This window comes from Streptomyces sp. NPDC001634 (genome assembly GCF_040298185.1).
Taxonomy (GTDB): Bacteria; Actinomycetota; Actinomycetes; order Streptomycetales; family Streptomycetaceae; genus Streptomyces.
Genome location: NZ_JBEOZU010000023.1, coordinates 26462 through 44734, shown reverse-complemented (window position 1 = coordinate 44734; position 18273 = coordinate 26462). Strand labels below are relative to the sequence as shown.

The window sequence follows — 18273 nt, the reverse complement described above, 5'->3', positions numbered from 1 at the left end:
AGGAGATTCGGAGCTGGAAGCTCCGGTTGTGTGCGCGAGGGCACGACCAGGTCGAAGCTGGGGAGGCCTCAGCCCGGCACCGCCCACAGTCCCCTGTGGGCGGGTGTATCTCTCATCTGGGTAGAACCTACGGCAGGAAAAACCGCTCCGACAGCCGGAATCGCGTCCCGTCATGCACCTCGCACACGTTCTTCACACGCTCTGACCTCCGTCGTCCCGGCCCCGGAATCACGGCGGACACAAGGGCTGGGACGGGTGGGGCGCCAGAGGTGTTCTCCCTGTGGCTCAGCTGCGGTTTTCCTGTGATCCGGCTGCCACTGCCCGGTGGCTCGGATCCCCTGTGGCTCAGATCCGCGCGAACGCCTGCTCGATGATGTCGAGGCCCTCGTTCAGCAGGTCCTGGCCGATGACCAGCGGGGGCAGGAAACGCAGCACGTTGCCGTAGGTGCCACAGGTCAGGACCAGCAGCCCCTCCTGGTGGCAGGCCTTGGCGAGCGCGGCGGTCGCCTCCGGGTTCGGCTCCTTGGTCGTGCGGTCCTTGACCAGCTCGATCGCGATCATCGCGCCGCGGCCGCGGATGTCGCCGATGACGTCGTACTTCTCGGCCATCGCCGTGAGGCGGGCCTTCATGGTCTCCTCGATCTCCTTGGCGCGGGCGTTGAGGTCGAGCTCCTTCATCGTCTCGATCGAGCCCAGTGCGCCCGCACAGGCGACCGGGTTGCCGCCGTAGGTGCCGCCCAGGCCGCCCGCGTGCGCGGCGTCCATGATCTCGGCGCGGCCGGTGACGGCGGCCAGCGGAAGGCCGCCCGCGATGCCCTTGGCCGTGGTGATCAGGTCGGGGACGATGCCCTCGTCCTCACACGCGAACCACTGGCCGGTGCGGCAGAAGCCGGACTGGATCTCGTCGGCGACGAAGACGATGCCGTTGTCCGTGGCGAACTTGCGCAGCGCGGGCAGGAAGCCCTTCGCCGGCTCGATGAAGCCGCCCTCGCCGAGCACCGGCTCGATGATGATCGCGGCCACGTTGTCCGGGCCGACCTGCTTGGTGATCTGGTCGATGGCCTGGGCCGCGGCCTCGGGACCGCAGTTCTCCGGGCCGGTCGGCCAGCGGTAGGCGTACGCCATCGGCATCCGGTAGACCTCGGGCGCGAACGGACCGAAGCCGTGCTTGTACGGCATGTTCTTGGCGGTGAGCGCCATGGTGAGGTTCGTCCGGCCGTGGTAGCCGTGGTCGAAGACGACGACCGCCTGGCGCTTGGTGTACGCACGGGCGATCTTGACGGCGTTCTCGACGGCCTCGGCACCCGAGTTGAACAGCGCGGACTTCTTGGCGTGGTCACCCGGCGTGAGCTCGGCGAGGGCCTCGGCGACCTCCACGTAGCCCTCGTACGGCGTGACCATGAAACAGGTGTGCGTGAAGTCCTGCAGCTGCGCCGAGGCGCGGCGTACGACGGCCTCGGCGGAGGCGCCCACCGACGTCACGGCGATGCCGGAACCGAAGTCGATCAGACGGTTGCCGTCGACGTCCTCGATGATCCCGCCGCCCGCGCGCGCGGTGAAGACCGGCAGCACGGAGCCCACGCCCTGCGCGACCGCGGCGGTACGGCGGGCCTGCAGCTCCTGCGACTTCGGGCCGGGGATGGCGGTGACGACGCGGCGCTCCTGCGGAAGTGCGGTCATGGGGGGCTCCCTGATGATCGTGCGAACCGGACCGGAGGTTCCGGCGCACCGGCCTTGCGGTGGGCCGGGCGTTCCGGGCGGGGGTGTTTTCGGACGCTTGCCTTCTTTTCTCGCAGGCTAGAGCCGGTCATGGAGGGTGGGCATGCTCCATGTGGGCGCCTTGGGTGCACCCGCTTGTCCGTGGTGGACATAGCGGAGCAGGACGCATCGCCGCGAGCCCGGCCGCGTATGCGGTGAACTCCCGTTGTGGGGGCGTTAGATTGACTCGCTGATGGTGCACGGAGCGGCTGGTCAGGGGGCAAGGGCGATGGACAGCGACGGGACGCAGGACGCACGGGGCACACGGTCCGATGCCGTGCCGCGTCCGGCAGGGCCGCCGGACCGCTCCGCGGTGCCGCCGATGCCCAGGGAGGCACCGGGGGTGCCTCCGCTGCCGGACGGTTCTGCGTTCCTGGCCTGGGTACGGGCGCCGCGGCCGCAGGCGGCACCCGGAGTGTGGCGCTTCGCGCACCGGCCACGGCCCCAGCAGGAGCCCGAGCAGACGCCGACGCGCCAGCTGCTGAGCGGGGCACTGATCGCGTTCCTGGTGGGCTGGCTGATCTGGTCGTTGCTCTGGAACGGCTATCTCGGCGGCTGGTGGGTCGTGCCCCTGGAGCTGTTCACCCCGGACTCCTGGCGGCACAGCAACGACCGCGTCGGCAACGCCTTTCTCTGGTACGGCTACTACACGGTCATCGCCCTCACCATCATGCTCGTCGTCGGCAAGCTCGGCCGCTGGGGCGAGGTCTGGCGGCGCTTCGGGCCGCCCGCCTGGCGTCAGGCCGCCCCCGCGAGCGAGCGGCTCCCGGCGCCCGAGGACGACCCCGCCGAGTGGAACCAGCTGCGCGCGGCGGGGGCTCAGGACGCCGCCGACCGGCTTGCCGCCGAGGCGCGCGCCGGGCTCATGCGCGACGTCGACCACGCCCGTATCGCCCGTGCCTGGCAGGGCGTGCTCAATGGCCGTCACAGCCTCGCCACGTTCACCGGCGCGGTCCTCAAGGACGGTGCCGCCGCCTGTCTGCACCCCTCCGGGGAACGTGACCTGCCCGTCCGGCTCGCCCGCCACGACCTGATCACCGGGCAGGTACGGCTCGGCTCCACCGTCGACGACCCCCGCAACCCCTACGCCTACCGCGGCACCGGACTCGCCCTCGGCCCCGACCTGCTCGGCACCTCCCTCGTCGCCGTCGGGCCCGCAGGCTCCGGCAAGACCAGCTCGCTGGTGTGGCCGCTCGCCGAGTCGCTGTGCCTGCACGCGCTCGCCGGCCGGGCCGCCGTGGTCGTCGTCGGCGCCGCCGGTGCCGGGCTCGGTCCGGTGGACGCGTACGACGTCGTCGTACGTATCGGAAACCCCGAATCGGTGTACGACCTGGACCTGTACGGCGGGACCACCGACCCGGACGAGGCGGCGGCCGTGCTGGCCGAGGCGCTCGTGGGCGACCTCGCCGATCCGCACCCCGGCGGGGACAGCCGCCGCTCCACCACCGTGCTCGCCCAGCTGCTCGGGCCCTACCGGGCCGTCCACGGCCGCTTTCCGTCCGTGCCCGAGCTGCGGCAGCTCCTCGACGGCGCGCCCGGCCCCCTCGCCGCGCTGCGCAAGGCACTGGAGGACTCCGGGCAGGACGCGATGCTGCGGGAACTGGACGCCCGCGAGCGCCAGTCGGGGCACCGAGGCGATGTGGCCGGTGTCCTCGCCGACCGGGTCGCCCTCCTCGACCGGCCCGCCTTCGCCCATTTCTTCGATACGTCGGGGCAGTCCCGGCCCTTCTCGCTGCGCGCCCTCGACCACCCGGTGCGGGTCCGTATCGACCTGCCCGAGCGCGGCCACGCCGACGCCTCGCGGATCCTTGCGCGGCTGGTGCTCGCACAGTTCACGGCCAGTGTCGCGACGCGCGAGGACCGGTCGCTGTTCGCGTGTCTGGTGCTCGACGACGCCACGGGCGTGGTGACCCCCGAGAGCGTCCGGGGCATCCAGCGGCTGCGGTCCGCGGGCGCCGGAGCCGTCCTGACCCTGCGCACCCTCGACGATGTTCCACGGCCGCTGCGCGGACCCCTCCTCGGCGCCACCGGCTGCCGGATGGCGCTGTCCGGGCTCACCCCCTGGGACGGGCAGGACTTCGCCGAGGTGTGGGGCAAGGAGTGGACCGAGACACGGGACGTCACCGACCGGCAGATCATCGCGGAGACCCCGGCGGGCAAGGCCCTGCACATGCTGCGCCGGGTGATCACGGGGCATGCGCCGACCGCGCGCGCCGTGACCGTCCGCCAGGTCGAGCGCGAGCGGTGGTCCGCGTCCGAACTGGCGCACGCCGTGCCGCCGGGGCACGCGGTGCTCTCACTGACCAATGTGAAGGGCGAGCACGCGCCCCCGCTCCTCGTGGACCTGCGCGGCTGAGGTTCCTGAACAGTCCTGCACACGACGTCTGGACATTCGGGCGCGAGACGACCGTACGGTGAGGCAGAATCGACACAGGTCGTTCATACACGGCGGCCAAAGGATCACAACTCAGCCCCGAAGGCCTCATGCCCCCCACGCTCGCCTCGCTCGTCCACCACTCCGCGCTCAAGCTGAGCGTGCGCGCGGGCGAGGACCGCCTGGACGTCCCCGTCCGCTGGGCACACGTGAGCGAGCTCGCCGACCCCGTGCCCTACATGGAGGGCGGCGAACTGCTGCTGATCACGGCGCTCAAGCTGGACGCCGAGGACCCGCAGGCCATGCGTCGCTATGTGAAGCGGCTGGTGGGCGCGGGCGTGGTCGGGCTCGGGTTCGCCGTCGGCGTCAACTACGACGAGATCCCGAAGGCGCTCGTGGACGCGGCCGAGGAGGAGGGGCTCCCGCTCCTCGAGGTGCCCCGGCGCACCCCCTTCATCGCCATCAGCAAGGCCGTCTCCGCCGCCATCGCCGCAGACCAGTACCGAGCCGTGACCGCCGGGTTCGCCGCCCAGCGCGAGCTGACCAGGCAGGCCCTGAACGAAGGCCCCGAAGGGCTGCTGGCCGCGCTCGCCGGACAGGTCGACGGCTGGGCAGCCCTGTACGACGCGTCCGGCGCCGTCGTCGCGGCCGCACCCGAATGGGCGATGAGGCGTGCGGCCCGGCTCACCGTCGACGTCGAGCGACTGCGGGAGCGGCCCGCACCCGCCAGTGCCGTGGTCGGCGGGCCGAGCGGCGAGGACCGGGTCGAACTGCACTCCCTCGGCACCGGCCGGCGCCCGCGTGCCGCGCTCGCCGTGGGCACGGCGACCGCGCTGGGCACCGCCGAGCGGTACGCGGTCCACTCCGCCATCGCCCTGCTGACCCTCACCACCGAGCGGTCCCGGTCCCTGCACGCCGCGGAGCAGCGGCTCGGTGCGGCCGTGCTGCGCATGCTCCTCGCCGGGCAGCCGGACCATGCGCGGGGGGTGGCGGGGGAGCTGTACGGCGAACTGCTGGACGCGCCGTTCCGGCTGATCCTCGCCGAGTCGGCCTCCGCCTCGGCCGCCCGGGCGCACGCCGACGGGCACGCGCGCGTGACGCCCACGCCGCCGCCCGCCGTAGCGCCGGCGGCGGCCGGCACGAAGGGCGATCCACGGGGCGGGCTCGCGGAGACCGTGGAGTCCGCCGCAGCCCGGGCCGGCGAGGCCGTGCTCGTCGTGCCCGACGGGGAGCGGCTCGTCGTGCTGGCCGTGGATGGTGGCGCGGCCGTCGCCGCGTGCCAGGAGTACGCGCCGGCGGTGCAGGCGGCGCGGGCCGCGACCCGGGAGCAGCCGGCCCCCGACGAGGACGAACTGGTGGTGGGGATGTCGGCGCCCGCCGGGCCGATCGCCACCGCAGCGGCCTACAAGCAGGCCGAACAGGCGCTGTCGGTGGCCCGGCGGCGTGGCCGGTCGCTGGTCGAGCACGAGGAACTGGCGGCCGGGTCGGTGCTGCCGCTGCTCGCGGACGACGCGGTACGCGCCTTCGCGGACGGACTGCTGCGCGCCCTGCGCGAGCACGACGCCACGGGGCGGGGCGATCTGGTGGCCTCGCTGCGGGCCTGGCTGTCGCACCACGGCCAGTGGGACGCGGCGGCGGCCGACCTCGGTGTCCACCGTCACACACTGCGCTACCGGATGCGGCGGGTCGAGGAGATCCTCGGGCGCTCGCTGGACGACCCGGACGTACGCATGGAGCTGTGGCTGGCGCTCAAGGCCACGGCCGCGGCGGGGGAGTGAGGGCCCACCGCCCTTCGGCTGTACATCCCGTAGAACCCTGGCAGCCCACTACTACTCCCCGGACAAACGACCCTGCGCCGCCCCGGCCCTACCGTGGACCAGGAACACCCAAGGAACACCCAACCTCGGAAGGGCCGGCACTCAGCTATGCCAAAAGAAAATGTGGCAGCCACCCACGCCTTCTGGCTCGCCGGCCGCCAGGCCACCGGTGAGACCACCTTCGACGTCACCTCCCCGTGGGACGGCCGTCTCGTCGGCAAGGCCAGCGTCCCGACCGAGGCCCAGGTCGAGGAGGCCGTGGCCGCCGCGTACGCCGTGCGGGACGAGTTCGCCGCCACCCCGGCCCACGTCCGCGCCGCCGCCCTCGACCATGTCTCGAAGCGGCTCGTGGAGCGCACCGAGGAGATCGCGCAGCTCATCTCCGCCGAGAACGGCAAGCCCGTCAAGTGGGCCCGCGGCGAGGTCGGCCGCGCCGTCTCCGTGTTCCGCTTCGCGGCCGAGGAGGCCCGCCGCTTCAACGGCGGCGAGGCCCAGCGCCTCGACACCGACCTCGGCGGCCAGGGCCGCCTCGCGCTGACCCGCCGCTTCCCGAAGGGCGTCGTCCTCGGTATCGCGCCGTTCAACTTCCCGCTGAACCTGTGCGCCCACAAGGTCGCTCCGGCCATCGCCGCCGGTGCCCCGATCATCCTCAAGCCCGCGCCCGCCACCCCGCTGTCCGGCCTGATCATCGGTGACCTGCTCGCCGAGACCGACCTGCCCGCCGGCTCCTGGTCGATCCTTCCGGTCTCCAACGACCGCATGCCCGCCCTCGTCCAGGACGAGCGTCTGCCGGTCATCTCCTTCACCGGCTCCGACAAGGTCGGCTACGCGATCATGGACTCGGTGCCGCGCAAGCACCTCACCCTGGAGCTCGGCGGCAACGGCGCGGCCGTAGTCCTCGCCGACTACGCAAGCGACGAGGACCTGGACTGGGCCGCGACCCGCATCGCCACCTTCTCCAACTACCAGGGCGGCCAGTCCTGCATCTCCGTGCAGCGTGTGATCGCCGACGCGTCGGTGTACGACCGGCTGCTGCCGCGCATCGTCGCCGCCGTCGAGGCCCAGGTCACGGGCGACCCGTCCGACGCCGCCACGGACGTCGGCCCGCTGGTCAGCGAGGACGCCGCCAAGCGCGTGGAGTCCTGGGTCGACGAGGCCGTGGGCGCGGGCGCCAAGCTTCTGACCGGTGGCAAGCGGGACGGTGCCTCGTACGCGCCGACCGTCCTCACCGAGGTGCCGGCCGATGTGACGATCTCCTGCGAGGAGGTCTTCGGACCCGTCCTCACCGTGCAGAAGGTGGACGGCGAGGCCGAGGCCTTCGCCGCCGTCAACGACTCCAAGTACGGGCTCCAGGCGGGCGTGTTCACCCACGACCTCCAGGTCGCCTTCCGTGCCCACCGCGCCCTGGAGGTCGGCGGCGTCGTCATCGGCGACGTGCCCTCCTACCGCGCCGACCAGATGCCCTACGGCGGCGCCAAGCAGTCCGGTGTCGGCCGCGAGGGCGTGAAGTTCGCGATGGACGACTACACGTACGAGCGTGTTCTGGTCCTGACGGGCCTCGCCCTCTGACCCCACCTTCGAAGAGCCGACGGCCGGAGCCCGCTGTGCGGGGGCTCCGGCCGTTGACGTACACATCCAGTCCACCTGCGGGAACCGTCGGATTCGAGGGTAGAGGTTCCTCCTGAGCGCGGAAGTCACGCCCCACGTAACCTCTTCCTGTGCCACCCTCCCGTCTGCATCGCGTCGCCGTCCTTGTGCTCGAGGGTGCGAAGCCGCTCGATGTCGGAATTCCCGCGCAGGTTTTCACGACCCGCGCGAGCATGCCCTACGAGGTGCGGGTGTGCGGGGCGACACCCGGTCTCGTGGCCGGCGGCGATGGCCTCGCGTACTACGTCGCACACGGCCTCGACGCGCTTGCGTGGGCCGACATCGTCTTCGTCCCCGGCTACCGGTTTCCGGACCGCGACGACCCGCCGCAGGCCGTCGTCGACGCACTGATCGCCGCCCACGACCGGGGCGCGCGGCTCGCCGCCATCTCGACGGGCGCCTTCGCGCTCGCCGCCACGGGCCTGCTCGACGGCAGGCGCGCCACGACGCACTGGCACTACACACGGGCACTCGTGGCCAGGCACCCGCTCGTCCAGGTCGACGAGAACGTGCTGTTCGTCGACGAGGGCAGCGTGCTCACCTCGGCCGGCGCCGCCTCAGGCATCGACCTGTGCCTGCACATCCTGCGCGGCGACCTCGGAGTGGCCGCCTCCAACCACGCGGCCCGGCGTCTGGTTGCCGCCCCCTACCGCAGCGGCGGCCAGGCCCAGTACGTGCCGCGCAGCGTCCCCGAACCACTCGGCGAGCGGTTCTCCGCCACCCGCGAGTGGGCGCTGCACCGGCTCGGCGAGCCCCTCACCCTCGACACACTGGCGCGGCAGGCCGAGGTCTCGCCGCGCACGTTCTCCCGGCGCTTCGTCGAGGAGACCGGCTACACGCCGATGCAGTGGGTGATGCGCGCCCGCATCGACCTGGCCCGCGAACTGCTCGAGCGCTCGCAGCGCAGCGTCGAACAGATCGCCGCCGACGTCGGGCTCGGCACCGGCGCGAACCTGCGCCTGCACTTCCAGCGCATCCTCGGCACCACCCCGAGCGAGTACAGGCGCACCTTCACCCGGGGCGAGTAACCCGCCTGGCACCGTGTGGCGGGATCCTTTTGAACCATGGCGATCCCGCCACTGTCAGCGGCGCGAGCCGCGGGCGACCCTGGTGGCGAAGGGAAGGGACATCACTCATGACTCGCATCGCCATCAACGGATTCGGCCGCATCGGACGCAATGTGCTGCGCGCACTCCTGGAGCGCGACAGCGCCCTCGAGATCGTCGCCGTCAACGACCTGACGGAGCCCGCCACTCTCGCCCGGCTGCTCGCCTACGACAGCACGGCCGGCCGGCTCGGGCGCCCGGTGACCGTCGACGGGGACGCCCTCGTCGTCGACGGCCGTCGGATCACGGTGCTGGCCGAGCGCGAACCCGCGCAGCTGCCGTGGGCCGAACTCGGCGTCGACATCGTCCTGGAAGCCACCGGCCGCTTCACCTCGGCCAAGGCCGCCCGCGCCCACCTCGACGCGGGCGCGAAGAAGGTACTCGTCAGCGCGCCGTCGGACGGCGCCGACGTCACGCTCGCGTTCGGGGTCAACACCGACGCCTACGACCCGGCCGTGCACACGATCGTCTCGAACGCCTCCTGCACCACCAACGCGCTCGCGCCGCTGGCCGCGGTCCTCGACGAACTCGCCGGTATCGAGCACGGGTTCATGACGACGGTGCACGCCTACACGCAGGAGCAGAACCTGCAGGACGGTCCGCACCGCGACGCCCGTCGCGCCCGGGCCGCCGGCGTCAACATCGTGCCGACCACGACCGGCGCCGCCAAGGCGATCGGCCTGGTGCTGCCGAACCTCGAGGGCAAGCTGTCGGGCGACTCGATCCGCGTACCGGTGCCGGTGGGCTCGATCGTCGAACTCAACACGACCGTCGCCCGCGACGTGACGCGCGACGACGTGCTGGCGGCGTACCGCGCCGCAGCCGAGGGGCCGCTCGCCGGCATCCTCGAGTACTCGGAGGACCCGCTCGTGTCGTCCGACATCACGGGCAATCCCGCCTCGTCGATCTTTGACTCGGCCCTCACCCGCGTCGACGGCCGCCACGTCAAGGTGGTCGCGTGGTACGACAACGAGTGGGGCTTCTCGAACCGCGTGATCGACACGCTCGAGTTCCTCGCCACCGGTTGACCGGACGCCGGGGTGGTACCCCGCCTCCGGCGACCGCGCCGACCAGCACTTCCTTTGGGGGCGCCGGAGGTCCGGTCGATCAGGCCGACGGTGCTGCAGAGGGTGTCGAGGCGTGCCTCGTAACCGCCGGAGCCGTCCGTGGATGCTCAGGACGAGGCCGGCGGAGGCCGACGGAACGCACGGCGTCCGGCCGAGTCGTCGCCTCCTGGGGGCTTCGAGGCTGCGCCGCCGCCGCGACGCGCGCGGTTCCTGTCCGGTGTTCCCGCGGGAACACGGCGGCGGGCTGAAACGGCTTGAGCCGGGCCGGAACGGGTCGAGACGGGCCGAAGCGGTGGGCGTTTGTGCAGCTCGGAGGGGTTTCGCAGGTCAGGGCGCTGCGAGGAACCCGCTGTGCGGGGGCTCCGGCCGTCGGTGTGTCGGCCCGGTCCGGACCCTCAACCGGAGAAGCCGACGTGCGCGAGCCGCAGCGGGCCGCGCAGTCCGATGCGGACGTCGTGCACACCGGAGGCGGTGAAGGCGGCGTCCACGCCGATGTAGTCGTACGGGCCGGTGGGCGTGCCCAGTGTCAGTACGGCCGACGGCTCGCTCTCGCCCAGCGAGACTTCGACGACCCCCTCGCCCGCGATCTGCGCCGACACCCGCGTGACCCCGTCTCCGAAGTCGCAGCTCCGGAAGACCAGTTCGCCCGATCCGCCGGCCACGGGGGTCACCGCGTCGCCGGACACCTTCGTACGGTCGACGATCGCGGTGCCCTGCTGCTCGTCGAAGTCGGCGGCGTTCAGGCCGTGTTCGCGCGCCGGGCGCGGTCCGGCCGCCTCGCCGGGCGGCTCGACCGTCGTCCGCAGCCGGATGTCCTCGCTCGACGCTCCCACCAGGAGTTCGTAGGGGCCCGGCTCGATCCGCGCCCGGCCGTGCGCCACGTCCCAGAACTCGAAGGCTCGCAGGGGGACTTCGAAGACCAGCTCCGCGGAGGCGCCGGGTGCCAGATGCACGCGGCGGTACGCGACCAGCTCGCGGCGCGGGCGCGGGACGGACGGGTGCACGGCGCGAAGGTAGAGCTGGGCGACCTCGTCCGCGGCCCGCGCGCCGGTGTTGGTCACCGTGAAGGCGACCGTCAGCCGGCCGTCCTCCCCACGGGCGGCGAGGCCTTCGTACGCGAACGACGTGTACGACAGCCCGTGCCCGAAGGGGAACAGCGGCGTCCCCTCGAAGTACAGATACGTCTGACGGCCGCCGATCACGTCGTAGTCGAGCAGACCGGGCAGATCCGCGTCGTCCGCGTACCAGGTCTGGGGCAGGCGGCCCGCGGGGGAGACGTCGCCGGACAGGATCCCGGCCAGCGCGGTGCCGGCGGCCTGCCCGCCGTGCGCGGTCCACATCACGGCCGGGAGGCCGGAGGGGTCGACCGCGTACGGGTATGCGGAGACCAGCACCAGCGCCGTACGCGGGTTCGCGGCGCGGGCCGCGCGCAGCAGGCGCTCCTGGTGGGCGGGCAGACGCAGCGTCGTACGGTGCTCGGTCTCACGGCCTTTCAGGTGCGGGTCGTTGCCCGCGAACACGAGCACCACGTCCGCCTGCTCCGCCACCCGGGTCACCGCGTCCTCGCCGCGCTCGGTGACCTCCAGTTCGAAGACCTCCGCGTCGGACGGACTCCCCTCGGCAACCTTCACGCCGTCGGCGGCGACTGACACGTACCCGCCCGTCCCCACGTGTTTCAGGAGGTGCCCGCTGCCATGGGCTTCCAGGCGGAATGTCTCCTGGACGACCCAGCCGCCGGGCTGGTCCGCGGACGCACGGACGTAGCCGTCATCGGCCACGGACAGGTAGCGGCCGTCGGGCGCGCGCAGGGTCAGCAGCCCCTCGCCCCAGTCGATCAGCGCGAGTTCGCTGCCGGCCGCGTCGGCGCCGAGCGGCGGCAGGTCGGTGCGGCCCCGCAGCAGCGCCGGGTCCAGGGCGCCCTCGGCACCGCGTACCTCGTTGTCTGCGTCCTCCCCCACTCTCGACTTCGCCCGAGCGGGAGGTACCCCCATGGGCACCCGCAGATATGTACCGGCAGAGGTCTTCAGTCGTACGCGGTCCACGCCCTCCGCGAAGTCCACGCGGTCGGCGCCGAAGCGCTCGTACAGGCCCTCCAGAGGTGTGGACCGGTGGATCAGCGTGCCGCTGTACCAGTCGAGCTTGCACTCGTCGGCGAGGAGGCCGACCGCCGCGACCCGCACGCCGTCTGCGACGGGCAGCAGGCCGTCGTTCTTCAGCAGCACGACCGCCTGCTCCGCCGCCTCTCCGGCGAGCGCACGGTGGGCCGGGGTGTCGAAGTCCTTGGTGCCCGCGTACGGGTCCAGGCGCGGGTCGAACTCGCCGAGCCGGAAGCGGACCGCGAGCTGGCGGCGGACCGCCGAGTCGATGTCATCCTCGCTCAACAGTCCCTGGACGAGGGCCCCCTGGATGCGTGCGGTGATCGTCGAACCGTCCGTGCCGTGATCGGTGAAGCTGTCGACACCCGCCTGGATCGCGGCCGCCATCGCCTCCTCGTGCGTGTCGAAGTAGTGCTCGGAGTCGACCAGGTTGGAGGGCGCGCCCGCGTCCGAGCAGACCAGCAGCTCCTGGTCGGTCCAGGTGCGCAGATGCTCGCGCAGATAGGGCGAGACATGGTTGGGGCGGCCGTTGACCAGGTTGTACGCGGGCATCACACCGGCCACCGCGCCCGCCTCTACCGCCTCGCGGAAGGCCCGCAGGTCGTACTCGTACAGAACGCGCGGACGCACCGACGAGGACGTCGTGTCCCGGTTCGTCTCGTTGTTGTGCGCGAGCCAGTGCTTGAGGACGGGGGCCGTGCGCCAGTACGTCGGATGGTCGCCGCGCAGGCCGCGTGTGTACGCCGTCGCGATCGCCGAGGTCAGCTTCGGGTCCTCCGAGTAGCCCTCCTCGTTGCGGCCCCACAACGGGTGGCGCAGCAGGTTCACCGTGGGGGACCAGACGTTCAGGCCCACGCGGTCGTCGTGGGCGCGCATGGCGCGGGCCTCCTTGGAGACCGCCTCGCCGACACGGCGCACCAGATCGTCGTTCCAGGTCGCCCCGAGCCCCACGGCCTGCGGGAACACCGTCGCCGGGCCCATCCACGCCACTCCGTGCAGTGCCTCCTGGCCGGTGCGGAACGCGGCGATGCCGAGGCGCTCGACCGCGGGCACGAACTGGTGCAGGAACGCGATCTTCTCGTCCAGCGTGAGTCGCGTCAGAAGATCGTCGATGCGCTTCGCGAACGGCAGTTGCGGATCACGGAAAGGCGGCGTGGGGGGCGTGTGTGCGGTCACTTTGTGATCCTTCTGAGGCGGAGCGGCGGGGCACTTTCGAAGCGCTTCGATGCTCATTCGACTCGTGGGTGGGTGTCAAGACACCCAGACGGACAACTCCGTTTCCCGGCAGTGATTTCAAGCCTTTCGGAGAGCCAGGTCCGGTCCTTCACACCTCCGAGGAATCTTGGAAGCGACCCTTGTGCACCCCCAGGTGTTCACTTAACCTCGCAGCAACATCGAAGCGCTTCGACTCCTGGAGGGGACGCTCAGCGTGCTCACACCCCTTCGATGTCCACCGCCGCTTCAGCTCAGCCAAGTTCCACTCGAGACACCGCAGCCGACGGCTCTTCCGCCGGGTGTCCTGGTGCGCCACGAAGGGTTGACGCAATGACGCCGAACTCCGCTTCCGCCGCCCCGAGCCGGAGAAGCTTCCTCGCCTCCACGGCGGTCGCAGCCGCCGCGGTCGCCGGCGGAATGCCGCTGCTTGCCGCCTGCGGCGGTTCGGACAGCGGCTCGGGCGGGGGCACCACGTCGGGCAAGAACGCGAAGAAGCTGCTGCCCGCCCATGTGGTGAGCAACGTGGTCGCCCCCGACATCCCCTCGAAGAACGGCTCGGCGGTCGGCTTCACCAGCAAGCTCGACCTCGCCACACTGAAGACCTCGGTCCCCAAGAAGCTCGGCAAGGGCGGCAAGGTCACCATCATGTCGCCGTTCTGGGGCTCCCCGCCCAAGGGCGACAACGCCTACTACAAGGCGATGAACGACCTGATCGGCGTCGACGTCGTCTGGCAGAACCAGGACGGCAACACCTACGAGCAGAAGCTCGGCGCGGTCCTGGCCTCCAGCGACGTTCCGGACGTGGTGGTCGTCCCCGGCTGGAACATGAACGGCAAGATACCCAGCGCCATCATCGGCAAGTTCGCCGACCTGGGCCCGTACCTCTCCGGAGACAAGGTCAAGGAGTACCCGAACCTGGCGGCGATCCCCACGGACGCCTGGCAGCGCTCCATCTTCGGCGGCAAACTGCGCGGCCTGCCGATGCCCGCGCCGTACGTCACGGGTATCGTGCCGCTCTACCGCAAGGACGTCTTCGACAAGGAGGGCTACCAACTCCCCAAGTCGGCGGACGAGTTCACGGCGTTGTGCAAGGAGATCACCAACGCCAAGGCCAAGCGGTGGGCCTGCGGCGACATGAAGTGGACCGCTTTCAACGCCTTCGGCGTGCTCTCCGGCTCGGAGAAGCCCCTCGGGTGGAACCTCGTCGAGGGCAAGCTGATCTACCGGATCGAGACCCAGGAGTACCTCGAGGCGCTGGAGTGGACCCGCAAGCTGTTCGCCGCCGGGTACGTCCACCCCGACGCCAGGCTGGGCAAGAGCCAGGCCACCGACCCCAGCCCCAAGTTCGCCGCCGGTGAGTTCCTGATCTGGAACAACAACATCGTCAACTGGTACGGGCAGCAGGCCGCCCAGGCCACCCAGAACCCGAGCTTCAAGATCTGGGGCATGGACATCTTCGGCCACGACGGCGGCAACCCGACCCTGTGGGCCGAGCAGCCGGCCGGCATCTTCGCCTTCGTCAGCAAGAACGCCTCCGAGTCGGTCATCCGTGACGTGCTGGCCGTCGCCAACGTCACCGCGGCGCCGTACGGCACCAAGGAGTGGATGCTGACCAACTACGGCGTCGAGGGCACCCACTACACGATGAAGAATGGCGTGCCCGTCAAGAACGACAAGGGCAACAACGAGGTCGTCAACGCCTACGTCATGGTCGCGAGCCCGGCCGCCACCATCGCCCACCCCGACTTCCCGGACATCACCAAGGCCAGCGTCGAGTGGCAGCAGCGGATGGGCGCCTTCACCAAGAAGTCGTCCTTCTGGGGCCTGCAGATCACCGAGCCCTCCCGCTACACCAACCTCTCCAACAACTTCGAGCAGCTCGAGGACGACATCGTCCGCGGCCACAAGAAGATCAGCGACATGCAGCAGGCCGTCTCCGACTGGAAGAAGCAGGGCGGCGACAAGCTGCGCGACTGGTACAAGAAGACCCTCGACGAGAACGGCTCGGCGACGAGCTGACCAGGCACTGAGGCAAGGAGATGGCCGTGTCGCACAGCACGGTGCCTCGGAGCAGGGCCGAGGCCGATCCGACGGCGAAGACCCCGGTGGCGTCCGGCGGCGCCACAGGCTCCGGGGAGGAGCGGGACTCGGGCAAGCTGAGCCTCAGGCTCCGGTTCAGACGGGACCGCGTCCTGCTCCTGATGACACTGCCGGCCGTCGTGATGGTCCTGGTCTTCAACTACGTGCCGATCCTCGGCAACGTCGTCGCCTTCCAGGACTACGACCCGTACGTCAGCTCCAACGGTGTCGTCTCCATCCTGCACAGTCCCTGGGTGGGGCTGGAGAACTTCCAGCGGATCTTCGAGGACTCGGCCTTCTGGGGTGCCGTCAAGAACACCCTGGTGCTGTTCTTCCTCCAGCTCGTGCTGTACTTTCCGATCCCGATCCTGCTCGCGCTGCTCATCAACAGCGTGGTCAGGCCCCGGGTGCGGGCAGTCGCGCAGGCCGTCCTCTACCTGCCGCACTTCTTCTCCTGGGTGCTGGTCATCGCGGTCTTCCAGCAGCTGTTCGGCGGCGCCGGGCTCCTCTCCCAGCTGCTGCGGCGGCACGGGTACGACGGTCTCGACATCATGACCGATCCGAACACCTTCAAGTTCCTCATCACCGCACAGAGCGTGTGGAAGGACGCCGGGTGGGGGATCATCGTCTTCCTCGCCGCGCTGGCCTCGGTCAGCCCGGACCTGTACGAGGCCGCCGCGATGGACGGTGCCGGCCGCTGGCGCCGTATCTGGCACGTCACCCTGCCCGCGTTGCGCCCGGTGGTCGCCCTGCTACTGGTGCTGCGCGTCGGCGATGCCCTTACCGTCGGCTTCGAACAGATCCTGCTGCAACGTGACGCCGTCGGACCGGGGGCAGCGGAGGTCCTGGACACGTTCGTGTGGTGGAACGGCGTCCGCAATCAGGACTTCGGCTACGCGGCCGCCGCCGGCCTGATCAAGGGCGTCGTCAGCATCGGCCTGGTCCTCGCCGCCAACAAAGTGGCCCATCTCATGGGCGAGCAGGGGGTGTACAAAAAGTGACCGCCGTGATCGACAAACCGGTGCCGGAGCCCCGTTGGTGGGCCGCCCCGCCCAAGCCGGTGTGGGAGGAGAAGCCCAGCGGGGCGGGCGTTGCGAGCAAGGGTGTCGTCCTGTCGATCGCCTGCCTGGCGGTCCTCTTCCCGATCTGGATCGTCGTCGTCACCAGTCTGTCCACGAGGAAGACCATCGACGAGGCGGGCGGTCTGGTGATGGTGCCCAAGGGCATCACCTTCATCGCCTACAAGGAACTGCTCAGCGGCGGCCAGGTCACCCGCGCCGCGATCATCAGCATCCTCGTCACCCTGGTCGGGACGCTCTTCTCGATGACCGTGTCCGTCCTGTGCGCCTACGGCCTCTCCCGTACCGGCTCGCTGGGCCACCGCTGGATCCTGATGACGCTGCTGGCCACCATGTTCTTCAGCGCGGGCCTCATCCCCACCTATCTGCTGGTGCAGAGCCTGGGGCTGACGGACACCTATCTCGCGCTGATCCTGCCGAGCGCGATCAGCGTTTTCAACATCCTGGTGCTGCGCGGGTTCTTCATGGGCATCTCGCAGGAGCTCATCGACAGCGCCCGTATCGACGGGGCCGGTGAGTTCCGCATCCTCTGGCGGATCGTCATGCCGCTGTCACGTGCGGTGCTCGCCGTGATCACGCTCTTCTACGCCGTCGGCTACTGGAGCGCCTGGTTCAACGCCTCGCTCTACCTCAACGACCAGGACATGATGCCGCTGCAGAACGTCATGATCCAGTTGGTCCAGAAGCAGGAGGCCCCGGTCGGCCTGGGCCAGGCCATCAGGACCGGGCAGCTGTCCGGGCTCGCCGTGCAGATGGCGGTCATGGTGATGGCCCTGCTGCCGGTCGCCGTCCTGTCGCCCTTCGTCCAGAAGCACTTCAAGAAGGGCATGCTCACCGGAGCGGTGAAGGGCTGAAGCCCGAGCGGGGAGTTCGCGCCGTAGGGCTGCCGGCCGTCTGTTGTGTGCGGGTTGTCCGTGGCTGGTCGCTCCCCCAAGTTCTCGGGTTCGCTCGAACAGGGGGGACCCCCATCGCGGCGGAGCCGCATATCGACAGAGCTCCGCGCCCCTGACGGGGCGCTCCCACCCACCCCCTTCAACTCCCGCTCGCAGAACGAGGTATGTCATGTATGCGTCCAGTCTGAGTCGGCGTGCTGTTCTCGTCGGGACCGCGGCCGCCGCCGCGCTCACCGCCCTTCCCGCGTTCCAGGGCCGTGCGCACGCCGCGGAGCCCGCCGCCGGCTACCGCTGGCGCAACGTTGTCATCGGCGGTACCGGATTCGTCACCGGTGTGTTGTTCCATCCGTCCGTGCGCGGTCTCGCCTACGCCCGCACGGACATAGGCGGCGCGTACCGCTGGGACGACCGCACCGCCCGCTGGACCCCGCTCATCGACCACCTCGGCTGGGACGACTGGAATCTCCTCGGGGTGGAGGCCCTGGCCGTCGACCCCGCCCACCCCGACCGGCTCTACCTCGCCCTCGGCACCTACGCCCAGTCCTGGGCCGGCAACGGCGCGGTCCTGCGCTCCGAGGACCGCGGCGCCACCTGGACGCGCACCGACCTCACGGTGAAGCTCGGCGCCAACGAGGACGGGCGGGGTACCGGCGAGCGGCTGCTCGTCGACCCGCGCGACAGCGACACCGTGTGGCTGGGCACCCGGCACGACGGGCTGCTCAAGTCCGCCGACCGCGGCGCCACCTGGACAGCCGTCACCGGCTTCCCGGCGAGCGCCCACTCCTCTGGGCAGGGCATCACCTTCCTCGTCGCGGCCGGACGCACCGTCTACGCCGGCTGGGGCGACGGCGACGGCACCCCGGGCACGGTGAACCTCTACCGGACCACGGACGGCACGAGCTGGCAGGCCGTCCCCGGGCAGCCCTCCGGCGCATCGGCCAAGGTCCCGATCAGGGCCGCGTACGACCGCCGCGCCCGCGAGTTGTATGTGACGTACGCCGACGCGCCCGGGCCCAACGGCCAGTCCACCGGCAGTGTGCACAAGCTGCGTACAGCGGAAGACACGTGGACCGAGGTCACGCCGGTGACGCCGGGCGGGACCACCGCTGGGGGCACCGCCCAGGGCATCCATTACGGGGAGC

Annotated in this window: 10 protein-coding genes and 1 pseudogene; 9 read left to right on the top strand and 2 right to left on the bottom strand. The window is 70.9% G+C overall.

The genetic code is table 11. The features are described 5' to 3' along the window. Positions 1-345: 345 nt before the first annotated feature. Positions 346-1680 carry a 4-aminobutyrate--2-oxoglutarate transaminase gene (gene gabT / locus ABT186_RS17470; protein WP_351226133.1) on the bottom strand — a complete coding sequence of 445 codons (1335 nt, stop codon included), beginning with the start codon at positions 1678-1680 and terminating at the stop codon, positions 346-348. Positions 1681-1987: 307 nt separating this feature from the next. Here gabT and ABT186_RS17465 point away from each other — a divergent pair, with 307 nt between their 5' ends. The 5 genes from ABT186_RS17465 to gap all read left to right on the top strand — a co-directional run bounded on the left by ABT186_RS17465 (position 1988) and on the right by gap (position 9730). Continuing rightward, positions 1988-4114 (top strand): type IV secretory system conjugative DNA transfer family protein, encoded by a 2127-nt coding sequence (locus ABT186_RS17465; protein ID WP_351925672.1) that lies wholly within the window; start codon positions 1988-1990, stop codon positions 4112-4114. A gap of 128 nt (positions 4115-4242) precedes the next feature. Then, positions 4243-5910: a PucR family transcriptional regulator gene (locus tag ABT186_RS17460; RefSeq protein WP_351925670.1), complete on the top strand. Its 1668-nt coding sequence runs from the start codon at positions 4243-4245 to the stop codon at positions 5908-5910. Between the two features lie 162 nt (positions 5911-6072). Beyond that, the gene (locus tag ABT186_RS17455; RefSeq protein WP_351925668.1) at positions 6073-7518 is read left to right on the top strand and encodes an aldehyde dehydrogenase family protein; all 1446 of its coding nucleotides are present in this window, start codon (positions 6073-6075) and stop codon (positions 7516-7518) included. Positions 7519-7667: 149 nt separating this feature from the next. Beyond that, on the top strand, positions 7668-8624 hold the full coding sequence (locus ABT186_RS17450) for a GlxA family transcriptional regulator (RefSeq protein WP_351226125.1): 957 nt from the start codon (positions 7668-7670) through the stop codon (positions 8622-8624). A 107-nt stretch (positions 8625-8731) separates the two neighbouring features. Continuing rightward, positions 8732-9730 (top strand): type I glyceraldehyde-3-phosphate dehydrogenase, encoded by a 999-nt coding sequence (gene gap, locus ABT186_RS17445; protein WP_351925666.1) that lies wholly within the window; start codon positions 8732-8734, stop codon positions 9728-9730. Positions 9731-10164: 434 nt separating this feature from the next. Here gap and ABT186_RS17440 read toward each other — a convergent pair whose 3' ends face one another. Beyond that, complete coding sequence (locus tag ABT186_RS17440; RefSeq protein ID WP_351925664.1) at positions 10165-13041, bottom strand: glycoside hydrolase family 3 C-terminal domain-containing protein; 2877 nt, start codon at positions 13039-13041, stop codon at positions 10165-10167. Between the two features lie 369 nt (positions 13042-13410). Here ABT186_RS17440 and ABT186_RS17435 point away from each other — a divergent pair, with 369 nt between their 5' ends. The 4 genes and pseudogenes from ABT186_RS17435 to ABT186_RS17420 all read left to right on the top strand — a co-directional run. Continuing rightward, positions 13411-15099, top strand: coding sequence for an extracellular solute-binding protein (locus ABT186_RS17435; protein WP_351226119.1), 1689 nt, complete (start codon positions 13411-13413; stop codon positions 15097-15099). 26 nt (positions 15100-15125) lie between these two features. After that, positions 15126-16160 (top strand): ABC transporter permease, encoded by a 1035-nt coding sequence (locus ABT186_RS17430; protein WP_351925662.1) that lies wholly within the window; start codon positions 15126-15128, stop codon positions 16158-16160. Further along, positions 16157-17092 carry a carbohydrate ABC transporter permease gene (locus ABT186_RS17425; protein ID WP_351925660.1) on the top strand — a complete coding sequence of 312 codons (936 nt, stop codon included), beginning with the start codon at positions 16157-16159 and terminating at the stop codon, positions 17090-17092. Before ABT186_RS17430 ends, ABT186_RS17425 begins: the two co-directional genes overlap by 4 nt. Positions 17093-17300: 208 nt before the next feature. Further along, positions 17301-18269: pseudogene (locus tag ABT186_RS17420) on the top strand (WD40/YVTN/BNR-like repeat-containing protein); the annotation flags it as partial. Between the last annotated feature and the right edge of the window lie 4 nt (positions 18270-18273).